The following is a 13,049-nucleotide window of genomic DNA, read 5'->3' as shown; positions in this document are numbered from 1 at the left end:
AATCAGAATTCGGTCTTTTTATTTTTTACTAGTTTTCGGTTTTCGCAAATAGCGCAGCTTACCGTTTTTGACATAACGTTGGAATTGTTGGTAAAGCGGGTCAAAAATTTGTGGTTCGTCGCTATTGGACATCATGATTTTAGGGAAGAAGAACCGCTCGTCACCCTGAATTGTTCCATTAAGTGCACGAACTAACGGACTTAACTGTGACAGCTCAATTAGCTGACCGTCAGCTTGCATGATTTCAATTTGACTATTAGCGTTTTTCCCGCTTGGTTTATACGCATCATAGGGCTCATCAAAAGCGGAATTGGTGTCTGTATAATAGAGTGGATCAAACCCAGCTTGCTTAATTAGGTCCTTTAATTTAGGTAATAAGCTTTTAGTTTCGTCATCGATGCAAATACTTGCTAGTGGTTTTCGGTACAAATAGCAATTTGCTAAATCAGCTAAAATTGGGTCGCTTGCCTTTGTCCACATGGAGAAGTTTGTTTCCATGACTCCATCGTCTAATTCAAGGTAGTCACTGAGCGTCCAGTCGCCAGCTAAAAACTTGGCTAAACTTGGTGTGACTTGTAGGGTACCTTGCTCATAAACGACTTTTGCTCGTTCAAGTAAATGCTGCAAAATGACTTCCATTGAACGGCCTACACGGTGGAAGTACACTTGCTGATACATTTGATAGCGCGAAACGATATAGTCCTCAACTGCGTGCATTCCAGCCATTGTGAAGCAAATGCCACCTTGATAAGGTCTTATTTCTTGTAAAATTCGCGACAAATCAAATTCGCCGTATGTAACGCCAGTGAAGTATGCATCACGTTTAAGATAATCCATTCGGTCAGCATCAGCCTGACTGGAAATCATTTTAACGACTTGAGGATTAGGATAAGTTTTGTCAATAACACTAGCCACTAATTCAGGAAAGTTTGGCGCAACTTCGCGCAAAACATGGTTAATTTCTGTATTAGGGTCAGTAATAATCTTTTGGCCAATCTTTTCGTGGTTTGTACCAAATAGATGCTCAAAAGTATGTGAGTATGGTCCATGTCCGATATCGTGGAGTAAACCGGCACATTCAACTAATAAGCGGTTATTGTCATCCCACAGACCATCCCCCGAATTATGAGATGGGTACTTTTCTGCGAAAATATTACAGATTTTTCTAGTTAACTCGTATACACCTAGATTATGTTCGAAACGGGTATGAGTTGCTCCAGGGAAAACATATGAAAGAGGCCCGAGTTGTTTGATACGGCGCATTCTTTGGAATTCTTCTGTTTTTAAAATGTCCAATATGACTTGATCTTCAATGTGAATGTAGTCATGAACAGGATCACGTAAAACAACTTCTTTAGTTAATTTTTTACTTTGAAATTTTGGCATAAATATTCCTCGAAGTTAGTTTATAATGTAAGATTAAAAATTGATTATTTACTTGATTATAGCAAATTTGCAATTTATAGGGCACTTTGAATATTCAAAAGGATCAATTTGTTAAAAACAAATAATATTTTTGAATGTTTTTCTGATTAGTGACCATAATATTTTATATGGAATAAAAAGGGATGATAATTATGAATCGTATTGGGAGCAAATTAAAAAAGTTACGTCATGATTTAGGTTTAACCCAAAAGGAGATGGCCGCTGATGTAATTTCTGTTTCGTTTTATTCAAAGGTTGAACGTGGCTTTCATGATATCGGAGCAGAAGAGTTGATCCAAATTCTTGAAAAACATGGGGTTAGTTTTCAAGAGTTTTTTGCTGAGCCAAAAAAGAATGATTTTAATACTAAAAAGCTTAATGCGTTGGTAAATGATCTTGTTAAGGCGGCAAACGAGGATAATGATGTTGAGATAACAAACATTACTAATCAATTAATGCAAATTGAACCTCAAACAAGTGTAACAGAATCACTTATTTTACAAGCAAAGGTTATTTCTAGTACACATAGTAAAGATTCATTAAAAAAACTATCAAGTACGGAAAAAAAGAAAATTAAGCAATTAGTGTTTCAAAAAGATATTGATGAAAATGGATATCTAAGAATTGTTTTGATAAGCAATGTGATGGAAATTTATAGTATAGATGAATTAACTTTTCTAATAAAAAGTATTATTAGAAGATATCAAGATGTGACTAAGCTAGAAAAGGAAGTACTATTGGCACTGAGTGTACTGATGGTAAACTATATAGACTTTTGCTTACAGCAAAATAAGATAAATCTATGTAAAGACCCATTAAATTATTTAAAAAAGCTCCCTTGCATAGTTGAACTAGCGCTTACTAAAATATTAGGCAAGTACTATGAAGATATAATAGATGGTAAAAAAGAAGAAGCAGGTAAAATAAAAAAAGTTCTAACTATTTCAGGCTATAAAGCAAATGTAGAAAGAATGAAAAGATGATTTTTCGAATATGAAAATTGTATTGTAAATAATGTAATAGGGGGTATTATTACTGTAAAAAGTTCGATTTATATAGGAGAGAAAAAATGGATTTATTGAGAACAGTAATTATCATTGTTGCATATTAAAAATTAATCATTTAAGAAGTAATATAGTATAAATTAAAGTAAAAAATAGCTAGCCAAGTATAAAACTTGAGCTAGCTATTTTTTATTCTCTCTTTTTGAAGTCAAATCTATTTTTAAACTTCAAACCAATTCCAAGTTGACGAGTTTCTACTTACTCCTCTGTTCCCAGATAGCTTTGATTCGTGCTAGCTCTTTGGGGTCAGGGTTCATTGCATTAGCCTTCAATTTCTCAATATCATCAGAAGATGGTTCCCATCCATCTAAATGTGTAGCTTGAACTACACCTCTAATTTGCTGGAACATAGTCTTGTCGGATATAAAAACGCCTTGAATAGTTTGCTTCTCGTTGTCAATTTCTAAGCTGTATTGTTTTAAGTTTGACATGTTTAGTAAATCTCCTACATTTTGAGCTGGTAAAAAATAGTGGACTCTTAAAAGGTCAATTTTTAATTGGTTTTCTTAAGTTCCAATGATAGTATAGGATCATCACAATTCATCTTTTAATTGGTTGCAATTATGTTATGAGTTACTATCAGTATAGTTATATTTTATCAAATTTTGCTCATTTAATGGGCGGGTTCTGGCCATAATCAGAAATATTGATGGCCCAGTTTCATCAATTGCGTCAGGTATAATTTTTGATTGTGTCGGTGAAAAAATCATTTATTTTTTTGCGCAAGCTTGATTGCAATAGGTCGGATCAACATTTTGCTGGCAATACCACCGAAAAAGGAATTGGAGTAATTACTGGTATAAAAAAATAATTTGTTTTATAATGTTTTCTGCTAAAATTAAGAAGGATATTAAGAGTTATTGCTAATCTTGATGGTTAGCTTTTTTATTGCAAAGAATCAAATATATGACTAAAGTAAAAATTGATTTTACTAGTAAAATTGTTCAAGAAAAGGAAAGTGAGACTTTCCATAAAACTGGGCAGGGTGAACTAATCAAAAATGGAGACGTAACTAGGGTTTCTTACTTAGAAGATGACAAAGTTCCAGTTAAGCTGCTAATTAAAGAAAATGATGTAATCATCAAGCGTGGTAATACTAACGATGATTATTCGCAACTTCATTTTACGGTTGGACAAAAAAAGGACTGCCGTTATGTTGCATCTGGCTACCAAATGGACCTGAAGAGTTCCACTAAATTAATTAAATTTTTCCCTAAAATTGACGGTTCAAAGCAACTTCAGATTGAATATGACCTCTTTAGTGGACTATACTTAGTAGGAAGTTACACAGTTACGTTGATTTTTACTTGAGCGCCTAGTAAAATAAAAAGGATTGTTAAAAGAGAGGAATACAATTGTGGGATTAAACGACTTTAAAGACAAAAATCGCAATGAACTATCAATGATTGAAGTTGCTCGTGCAATATTGGAAGATAACAATAAAAGAATGGGTTTTGCCGATATTGTTAATGCCGTACAAAAGTACTTGGGAGAGAGTGATGAGGAAATTAGGGAACGTTTACCCCAATTTTACACGGACTTGAATACCAACGGTGAATTCATTTCAATGGGTGAAAATGTTTGGGCTTTACGTTCATGGTTTCCTTATGAATCAGTTGACGAAGAAGTTAACCATCCAGAGGATGATGACGAAGATGACAGTCGTGCACATCACAAGAAAGTTAATGCTTTCTTAGCAAGTGCTACTGGAAGTGACGACATTATTGACTACGATAATGACGATCCAGAAGATGAAGACTTAGATGCGACAGCTGACGATGAAGCAGATGACTTTGTCGAAGATGAAGATTTCGTTGATACTGATGATGACGATGATGAAGATTTGCCAGATGGCATTGAAGGTCAATTGTCAGAATTAGATGATGACGAAGAGGATGAATAATTCTCTTGACTTAATGACGCAAAATAGATAGTATTTTAATTGGGCACCCTTATGTGCGTTTATGCTCCCTTTTTGGGAGCTTTTTTATTTTTATTTTTTGCAAAAAGGAGTTTGGCTAATGACAAAATATATTTTCGTTACGGGCGGCGTTGTTTCTTCACTAGGCAAGGGAATTACTGCTTCAAGTCTTGGTCGGTTATTAAAAAATCGTGGTTTGAAAGTAACCATGCAAAAGTTTGATCCATATATCAACATTGACCCAGGTACAATGAACCCATATCAACACGGTGAGGTTTTTGTAACTGATGACGGAACAGAAGCAGACCTTGATTTAGGCCACTACGAGCGAATTGTAGATGTGCGTACCAGTAAATACTCAAATGTAACTACTGGTAAAATTTACAAAGAAGTTTTGGAAAAAGAACGTCGTGGTGATTATCATGGTGCTACTGTCCAAGTTATTCCTCATATTACGGATATGATTAAGCAAAAAATCATGCGTGCAGGCTTAACCACTGACTCTGATGTGGTTATTTCTGAAATCGGTGGTACTGTTGGTGACATTGAGTCTACTCCTTTTATGGAAGCAATTAGACAAATGCGTCGTGAAGTCGGTGAAGAAAATGTGATGTACATTCACTGTACTTTAGTACCATATTTACACGCTGCTAAAGAAATGAAAACTAAGCCAACCCAGCATTCTGTTGCTGAATTGCGCAACATTGGTATTCAACCAAATATGTTAGTTTTACGTGCAGAAATGCCAATCAACCAAGAACATAAAGATAAGATTTCTAACTTTACTGATGTTCCAGTTGATCGAATTATTGAATCAATCGATGCACCATCACTTTTCGACTTACCATTAGCCTTTAAAGAACAAGGTATGGATCAAAAGGTTTGTGACTTTTTACATATTAAGAGTCCAAAAGATGAAGCTGATATGGCTGAATGGACCCGTCTTGACGAAAGAGTTAAGAACTTAAAGTACAAGACCAAAATCACTTTAGTTGGTAAATATGTTGAACTTGAAGATGCTTATATTTCTGTTACTGATGCACTTAAGCATGCTGGTTATTCTTATAATACTGATGTTGAAATTAATAAGGTACAAGCAGAAGATATAACTGAAGATAATATTGCAGACTTCATGAAAGGTTCCGATGGCTTGATTGTTCCCGGTGGATTTGGTTCCCGTGGCTTTGAAGGCATGATTACTGCAATTAAATATGCCCGTGAAAATGACATTCCATTCCTTGGAGTATGTTTGGGTATGCAAATGGCAACTGTTGAATTTGCACGTGACGTTTTAGGATATAAAGATGCAAATACTGCTGAAGCTGATCCTAACACTAAGCACAATGTGATCGATATTATGGCTGACAAACGTGATGAAGAAAACATTGGTGGTACTTTACGTTTAGGCCTTTATCCAGCAGCATTAAAGCCTGGTACTAAGACCGCAGCTGCTTATGACAATCAAGATGTTATTCAAGAACGTCACCGTCATCGTTACGAATTTAACAATGAATACCGTGAAGCATTTGAAAAGGCTGGAATGACCTTTGCAGGTGTTTCACCAGATAACCATTTAGTCGAAGTAATCGAACTTACAAAGAATAAGTTTTTCATTGCTGCACAATATCACCCTGAATTTTTGAGTAGACCACAAAGACCAGAAGGACTATATAAGGCCTTTATCGGTGCTGCTTCTGGTTTAGAGGAAGAAAAACTATAAAGAGTGAAATTGAATAATACAAAAATCTTTATTTTTAAGCAGGGAAGACGAAGGTCTTCCCTTGTTTTTTCCGTTAAATTCCTTTAACATAATTATGACTAATCGAAAATAGAAAAGGATTTTTTCGCCAATGAAGCAAATGATAATTCATGGTGGAAAGCCCCTACAGGGTGATGTCTGGATTGGCGGCGCAAAGAACTCAACCGTTGCACTAATTCCGGCATCAATTTTGTCGCGTACACCGGTAACTTTGGAAGGCGTTCCAAGGATTGCAGATGTTGACAACTTAATGGATTTACTGAGTGAGATGGACGTCGTTTGTTCTTTTGAAAAGACAACTTTACAAATCAATCCAGAGAACATTAAGATGAGCCCATTGCCAAGTGGTAAGATCAAGAGTTTACGAGCTTCCTATTACTTTATGGGTGCTCTTCTTGGCCGTTTTGGTAAGGCTGTTGTGGGCTTCCCTGGCGGGGATGATATTGGTCCCCGCCCCATTGACCAACATATCAAAGGTTTTGAAGCCTTAGGTGCATGTGTAACAAATGAAAATGACCAAATAACAATTACTGCTCCCGATGAAGGACTGCAAGGAGCGACTATTCACCTAGAAATGCCATCAGTAGGCGCGACAATGAATATTATCATGGCTTCAGTTACCGCAAATGGGCAAACTGTCATTGATAACGCTGCTAAAGAACCTGAAATAATTGACTTAGCAACTTTCCTTAATAATATGGGTGCAGTTATTCGAGGAGCAGGAACCGATTCAATCCGAATCGAAGGTGTTGAAAAGTTAGAAGCTAGAGCTCCGCATACGATTATTCCTGATCGAATTGAAGCTGGAACGTACATTTCTCTTGCTGGCTGTATTGGCAATGGTATCTGCATTCATAACATTATTGAAGAACACCTTGATTCTTACCTTGCGAAGGTAGAAGAAATGGGACTAGTCATTGATGCAGATGAGGACTCACTTTACGTTTATCCTGCTGGCGACTTGAAAATGACACAGATTAAAACTGGTGCATACCCAGGTTTTGCTACTGATTTGCAGCAGCCTGTAACTCCTTTGCTGTTATCTGCTAAGTCTGGTGAAGGTGTAATAATTGATCGCATTTACCCTAAACGAATTGGTCATATTGAGCAATTGCGTAAGATGGGTGCTGACATCAAAGTAGAGGATAATATTATTCTTGTTCACCCGACTGAAAAACTGCATGGGGCAACTGTTGCTGCTGGAGAAATCAGAGCTGGTGCATGTTTGATGATTGCGGGACTAATGGCAAAAGGTGACACAATTATCAATAATGCTGGTAATATTCTTCGTGGTTATGATCGCGTTCAAGAAAAATTACGCTTGCTAGGTGCTGACGTTACAATCAAAGACGTTCCAGATAAGTAGCTAAAAATAGTGCAATTAAAGATATTTAAGTAAACGACTAGTCTTTTGATTAGTCGTTTTTTACTATTTTCATTAACTGTTAACATCCGCTTAATATAGTGTGATACAATAAGACTAAATATATAAAGGATGGTTGAATGAAATGAAATTAAAATTAGGAAGAATATCAAAAATTGCTTTAGCGGCAGCTCTTCTTTGTGCTCCGATTGCAGCGGTAGCATCATCAAGTAATGTTATTTCTGCTAAGACAGCTGCGAATAAAAAAACACCGTACCATTATTCAGCAAAAGCTTGGACTAAGAAATTAGCAAAAGCTGGCTATTCATTTAAACTACCTAATGCAGCTAAAGGCGCTTTGTATAAGCCTAACGGTAAGCCTTATGGTAAAAAGTCACTTAAGAAGATTGTAAAAAGCAATACTCTTTTTAAAGTAAAAAAAGTAAGGTTAATCCACAACAATGTATTCGTTGATCTTGTATCAAAGAATGGTAAATTCAAGGGTTATACTTCATACATTAATGGCATTTATAATAAGAACTTGGATAATCCAAAATTACAGCCACTAATAGAAGCTGAATTAGGTGTAATGACTGCAAAAGTTAATAAAAATCCGACAGCTGATTTATTAGGTCAGGCGCAAAACGAGGCCGCTAAATTAACTGGTAAAGAGAAGAAAATTGCTGATCTTTCGCTTAAGCAACTAAAAGAATTCGTTGAATATGGAACAGTAGCTGAAACACCAGTATTGCTGATCGGCCGCTATCCAGGAAGTGTAGTAGAAAAATAATTTAATTTAATCAAAGATAAGTTCTAAAAGACTTGAAGATAATAACTTCAAGTCTTTTTTGTTTTCACACTAATATAATTTTTTCACACAAGTGCTTTTTTCAACTAATTAAAATGTGTGCATTAACGAGAAAAACAGTGTAACAGGAACGAATTAAGCGAAGAATCTTTTTCTGCCAGCCAGATTCACAGTTTGCTACAGTGAAAAAAGCTCAGATTTGTTAATAAAGTTAATGTAAAATGACTTTGAAAGCGGTTTTAAGTTGAGACGATATTTAAAAAAGAGGTCATTATGCTAAAAGACGAGATTTTACATTACTTGGATAAAGAAACGAAAACAGTCAATTTGGAGGAATTAGATGACAAATTTACGGCTGGTGGAATTGCTAAAGCTTTAAACGCAAAGCGCAATACCGTCAGCTTGTATTTAAATCAACTGACTAATGAAGAGAAATTGGTAAAAATTGAAACTAGACCTGTGCATTTTCTTCACCGCTCAAGCTTTGAAAAAGAGAACTACAAACTGAAAAAAAGTGTCTATCAATCTGTTACAAAATTAGAACAGGAAAATAGCAACCAAGATTTGCTAAAACGATTCGTCCAAATTAATCCTAGCTTGAAGGAGAGCATTGAGCGAGTTAGGGCCGCAGTTCTATATCCTAACGGCGGCTTGCCTTTACTGATTAATGGAGAAAGTGGTACAGGAAAAAGTTATTTGGTCAGCTTGATCAATCGTTTTTGCCGCACACATAAATTAATTAAAAAGTCTGCGCCCTTTATAACAATCAACTGTGCGCAGTACGCTGATAATCCAGAACTATTAACTAGCAATCTTTTTGGCTATAAAAAAGGTGCTTTTACTGGTGCTGATGAAGATCATGAGGGTGCATTTGTGGAAGCCGATGGTGGAATTCTCTTTTTGGATGAAGTTCACCGACTTGGTCCTAAAGGGCAAGAAAAGCTATTTACTTACTTAGACCAGGGAATAGTTTATCCAGTTGGTGAAACGAAAAAAGGAAAAAGGGTCCATGTGAGATTATGCTTTGCCACAACTGAGGATCTGGATACCAGTTTTTTAACTACTTTTACACGTCGTATTCCCGTAAAAATCACTTTGCCTTCGCTTAGTCAACGGAGTAAGGAAGAGCGCTTGAATTTGGTTTATACGCTTTTTAACAATGAGCAAAAAAAGATTGCTAAACCGCTTTCTATTAGCGACCAAGTTTTAGACATGTTGGCCAACTATCAGCCAACCGGCAATATAGGAGACTTAAAAAATGCAATTAAGTTAACAATTGCTCGCGCTAATGCTGATCAAAAGGATAACGAGACAATTACTTTGACGGCATATAACTTACCACTAGACGTTTTGAATAAAAGCAAAGTGGAGGTCTATCATCCTTCTTCTAAGCCAATTATGATTACAAATGAAACAGAAGTAGATGATTTAATTGAACGAAATTTTCCCGAAAAGAAAATTTTTCTTAATAGCTTAAATAAGTTACTCAAAGTCTATGAGCAAAGTGATGATAACTTGGCTGAATGTGAATCTAAGTTAAAACAAATAGTGTACCAGCTATTTGATTCCTTGCTTTTTGAAAAAAATAATAGCGATCATATTCCATTGCTTTCGTATGTGATCGATGGCGTTAACCATTTGTTTGAGCAAATGAAAACAGCTTATCAGCTAAAGATTAGTAATAATGCAGTATATGCAGTTAGTTACTATTTATTTGAGCGCCAAAAGTTTCAATGGAGCAGTGAGGAAATAAAGAATCAAAAGGCTTTGGTGAAGCTCAACAAAGATGTTCACCAACGCTATCTTGACATTTATGTTTATGTCACCAAGTTAATTAATTTGATTAAGACAAATTTGGATATTGAACTTAATGAAGTAGATTATATCTTTCTAACTATTTATCTAAACAAGTTGGAGATTATTACCAAGACTGGTTTGATTAAAGCAATTGTGATTGCTCATGGTTATGCCACAGCTGGGAGTATAGCAAATGTTGTTAACCGGCTTTTGGGTGCACATACACTTGATGCATTTGATATGCCAATTAATGTTAGTACGCAAGAAATTGCTGACAAAATAATTGATTATACTGAAAATAATGATGTGACGCATGGCCTAATTATTCTAGTTGATATGGGATCATTGAAAGAGATTGAAACACTTTTTCCACGCCAGATTAATGCACCGATTTTATTAATTAACAACGTTTCTACATTATTAGCCTTAACGGTGGGTGAAAGCATTCTAAAGAAACGTAATTTTCGGAAGATTAGTCAATTAGTAAAACAAACCGGAGAGATTGAAATCAAATTAACCTACCCGGAAACCAGTAAGCAAAAGGTGATTCTAACAACTTGTTATTCTGGAATTGGAACCGCAACGCATGTTGCAAGACTTTTGGAGCGTTGTTTGCCGAATAAAAAAATTAAGATTGTACCGTATGATTTTCAAGCTTTGAAAGATACTCATGAAGTGGGCATTATTAAGAAAATGTATGAGGTTGTTGGCATCATTGGAACTGAGAACCCAGGCATTAACGGAATTGATTTTATTTATCTTGAACAAATTTTATCTGACAAAGATACAGCTAAGTTAAGCGACTGGCTAAAAACAGCATTTTCGAATCAAGAAATAGAAACTATTCTCAATAACTTAGTTAAGAACTTTTCCTTAGAGCAAACCATTAATATGGTTACTATTCTTGATGCACCCAAAGTTATTGAAAACATTACTATTTTTATTCAAGAGCTTGAGCGTCGATTTTCAATTACTCTGTCTAATCAAAAGAAGTTTACCCTTTATGTTCATGTCAGCTACTTAATTGAGCGGTTAATTAGGAAGGAAGCTAATAATCTTGACTATAACTATGAAAAATCATTCTCACAAAAATATGCCAATGAGCTAAGCAAAATAAAAGCTGCATTCAGTGTGATTAGTGATAATTATAGTGTGAAAATTCCACAATCTGAGTTAATTTACATTGATCAAATTATTTTTAATCGGCAATGAAAGCCGCATTTACCAATGTCTATTAGGTAATGTGGCTTTTTTGTTTATAACTTGGCACAAAAGTTGCTAATTAGTTGATGGAAAGAAGTGTTTGGATAAATCAATCACCAAATTAATTTATTTTCTAAAAAGGAGAACGAGAAATGATATTACGAAATATTCTTGTCGTAATTTATGGCTTTATTATCAACTTTGATAAAGAAGGACCAAAATTGGGTATCTCACAACCGGTTGTGGCTGGTTTCATTACCGGTTTAATTATGGGGGATGCAGAAACTGGGCTATACATAGGTGGTACATTACAATTAATGACACTTGGTATTACCAGTTTTGGTGGAGCATCAGTTCCAGACTATCAAACGGCAGCTTTGATTGGTACGTACTTAACTTTAGCGACTCATCAAAAAGCCGCTATCGGAATCACGCTAGCAATTCCAATTGCTTTGCTAATTGTTCAAGTTGATGTCTTAAAATGGTCAGCTAATATTTTCTGTCAACAAAAGGCTGAAAAATATGCTGAACAAGGAAACTACCGAATGATTAACTGGATGCAGTATCTAGCAACTTTAATGACAAGTTGTGTATCAGGTATTCCAGTTCTATTGACTGTAATTCTTGGGCCTCAAATTGTTGGTAGTTTTATTAACTACATTCCTGCTTGGCTTTCTGGTGGACTTAAGACAGCTGCCGGTATTCTACCTGCAGTAGGTATTGGAATGTTATTACAGTACTTACCAACTAGAGACTACTTTTCATACATCATTATTGGATTTGTTTTAGCCATTTATTTAAAGATGCCAATTATTGGTATATCACTAATTGGCTTTGCAATTGCTTTGCTTCTATATAAGAACCAAACCAAGGGTAGTGAAAGTGGACAAGCAGCTGTAGAAGGGAGTGCTGACGAAGATGAGTAAAATGAAAAAAGTTTATCGTAAAGTAATGAATCGGTGGATTGTTTTTGGTGCTACTTCTCTAAATTATGAAAAATACGAAGGCTTAGGCTATACCTATGCGATGTTACCATTCATTGAAGAGAACTATCGCGATGATCCTGAAGGTAAAAAAACTGCTATTAAAACGCAATTGCAGTTCTTTAATACAACTCCATATACTGCACCATTTATTATGGGAATTGATGCGGGGATGGAAGAAAGTGGTAAAACTGCATCGCTTGAAGCAGTTAGCGCGTTAAAAACAGGTTTAATGGGACCACTAGCAGGAATTGGTGATAGTTTGTTTGTAACTATTCCATGGACAATTTTTGGTGCGATTGCAGCTAATATGGCACTTCACGGTAATCCATTTGGCGTATTCATGTGGATAATTGCTTCAATTTTAATTAGATTGACAGCATATCCTTTGTTCAATGCTGGATACAAATCTGGAACTAAGATGCTTTCTTCAATTAATACAACGTTAAAGGCTCTTACTAATGCAGCATCTGTTCTAGGATTGATGGTTGTTGGTGCATTGGCTGCGACAATGGTAAAAGTAAATCTAGCATTTACTTTTAAACAAGGAAAATTAACGATGACTGGTAATAGTATTTTAGATCAAATTATGCCTGGACTATTGCCAGCAGCAGTTGTTGCAGGAATCTATTATTTACTGGGTAAAAAGATAAAACCAGTATATGTAATTTTGATTGTTTTGGTAGTATCTGTTGCATTAAATGCAATGCACATTTTGGCATAGAG

General features: G+C 35.5%; 11 protein-coding genes. 9 read left to right on the top strand and 2 right to left on the bottom strand.

Features of this window, described 5'->3' with window-relative positions:
• Positions 1-18: 18 nt before the first annotated feature.
• On the bottom strand, positions 19-1,386 hold the full coding sequence (locus DKL56_RS06515) for an HD domain-containing protein (protein ID WP_109715811.1): 1,368 nt from the start codon (positions 1,384-1,386) through the stop codon (positions 19-21).
• A 191-nt stretch (positions 1,387-1,577) separates the two neighbouring features.
• On the opposite strand from DKL56_RS06515, the gene DKL56_RS06510 reads away from it, so the two are divergent.
• Entirely contained in the window at positions 1,578-2,408 is an 831-nt protein-coding gene (locus DKL56_RS06510; RefSeq protein ID WP_162542512.1) for a helix-turn-helix domain-containing protein, read from the top strand.
• 275 nt (positions 2,409-2,683) lie between these two features.
• Here the strand turns inward: DKL56_RS06510 and DKL56_RS06505 are convergent, their stop codons facing one another.
• Positions 2,684-2,920 (bottom strand): hypothetical protein, encoded by a 237-nt coding sequence (locus tag DKL56_RS06505; protein WP_109715809.1) that lies wholly within the window; start codon positions 2,918-2,920, stop codon positions 2,684-2,686.
• A gap of 475 nt (positions 2,921-3,395) precedes the next feature.
• Between DKL56_RS06505 and DKL56_RS06500 the strand changes: the two genes are divergently transcribed.
• From DKL56_RS06500 to DKL56_RS06465, 8 genes are all read left to right on the top strand, one after another.
• A complete protein-coding gene (locus DKL56_RS06500) occupies positions 3,396-3,800 on the top strand; it encodes a YwiB family protein (protein ID WP_109715808.1) in 405 nt (134 codons plus the stop codon).
• Between the two features lie 46 nt (positions 3,801-3,846).
• A complete protein-coding gene (gene rpoE, locus DKL56_RS06495; protein ID WP_109715807.1) occupies positions 3,847-4,392 on the top strand; it encodes a DNA-directed RNA polymerase subunit delta in 546 nt (181 codons plus the stop codon).
• A 118-nt stretch (positions 4,393-4,510) separates the two neighbouring features.
• The gene (locus DKL56_RS06490; RefSeq protein WP_109715806.1) at positions 4,511-6,130 is read left to right on the top strand and encodes a CTP synthase; all 1,620 of its coding nucleotides are present in this window, start codon (positions 4,511-4,513) and stop codon (positions 6,128-6,130) included.
• A gap of 130 nt (positions 6,131-6,260) precedes the next feature.
• On the top strand, positions 6,261-7,535 hold the full coding sequence (locus tag DKL56_RS06485) for a UDP-N-acetylglucosamine 1-carboxyvinyltransferase (RefSeq protein ID WP_074425808.1): 1,275 nt from the start codon (positions 6,261-6,263) through the stop codon (positions 7,533-7,535).
• Between the two features lie 142 nt (positions 7,536-7,677).
• The gene (locus tag DKL56_RS06480; protein ID WP_109715805.1) at positions 7,678-8,322 is read left to right on the top strand and encodes a hypothetical protein; all 645 of its coding nucleotides are present in this window, start codon (positions 7,678-7,680) and stop codon (positions 8,320-8,322) included.
• Positions 8,323-8,613: 291 nt separating this feature from the next.
• Positions 8,614-11,349: a sigma 54-interacting transcriptional regulator gene (locus DKL56_RS06475; protein WP_109715804.1), complete on the top strand. Its 2,736-nt coding sequence runs from the start codon at positions 8,614-8,616 to the stop codon at positions 11,347-11,349.
• A gap of 143 nt (positions 11,350-11,492) precedes the next feature.
• Positions 11,493-12,266, top strand: coding sequence for a PTS mannose/fructose/sorbose/N-acetylgalactosamine transporter subunit IIC (locus tag DKL56_RS06470; RefSeq protein WP_074425801.1), 774 nt, complete (start codon positions 11,493-11,495; stop codon positions 12,264-12,266).
• Positions 12,259-13,047 carry a PTS system mannose/fructose/sorbose family transporter subunit IID gene (locus DKL56_RS06465; protein WP_074425800.1) on the top strand — a complete coding sequence of 263 codons (789 nt, stop codon included), beginning with the start codon at positions 12,259-12,261 and terminating at the stop codon, positions 13,045-13,047. The genes DKL56_RS06470 and DKL56_RS06465 overlap by 8 nt, the downstream gene beginning before the upstream one ends.
• The last annotated feature ends 2 nt before the right edge of the window (positions 13,048-13,049 follow it).

It is taken from the genome of Lactobacillus apis (assembly GCF_003150935.1).
In the GTDB taxonomy this organism is placed as follows: Bacteria; Bacillota; Bacilli; order Lactobacillales; family Lactobacillaceae; genus Lactobacillus; species Lactobacillus apis.
Note: the sequence above shows the minus strand (reverse complement) of the source record. Positions and strands in the feature narration are given on the sequence as shown.

Excerpts from the sequence above, each read along its gene's own strand:
- DKL56_RS06480 (WP_109715805.1), top strand. The coding sequence starts at position 7,678 with ATGAAATTAAAATTAGGAAGAATATCAAAAATTGCTTTAGCGGCAGCT.
- DKL56_RS06515 (WP_109715811.1), bottom strand. The coding sequence starts at position 1,386 with ATGCCAAAATTTCAAAGTAAAAAATTAACTAAAGAAGTTGTTTTACGT.
- DKL56_RS06465 (WP_074425800.1), top strand. The coding sequence starts at position 12,259 with ATGAGTAAAATGAAAAAAGTTTATCGTAAAGTAATGAATCGGTGGATT.
- DKL56_RS06485 (WP_074425808.1), top strand. The coding sequence starts at position 6,261 with ATGAAGCAAATGATAATTCATGGTGGAAAGCCCCTACAGGGTGATGTC.
- DKL56_RS06505 (WP_109715809.1), bottom strand. The coding sequence starts at position 2,920 with ATGTCAAACTTAAAACAATACAGCTTAGAAATTGACAACGAGAAGCAA.
- DKL56_RS06500 (WP_109715808.1), top strand. The coding sequence starts at position 3,396 with ATGACTAAAGTAAAAATTGATTTTACTAGTAAAATTGTTCAAGAAAAG.
- DKL56_RS06470 (WP_074425801.1), top strand. The coding sequence starts at position 11,493 with ATGATATTACGAAATATTCTTGTCGTAATTTATGGCTTTATTATCAAC.
- DKL56_RS06475 (WP_109715804.1), top strand. The coding sequence starts at position 8,614 with ATGCTAAAAGACGAGATTTTACATTACTTGGATAAAGAAACGAAAACA.
- DKL56_RS06490 (WP_109715806.1), top strand. The coding sequence starts at position 4,511 with ATGACAAAATATATTTTCGTTACGGGCGGCGTTGTTTCTTCACTAGGC.
- DKL56_RS06510 (WP_162542512.1), top strand. The coding sequence starts at position 1,578 with ATGAATCGTATTGGGAGCAAATTAAAAAAGTTACGTCATGATTTAGGT.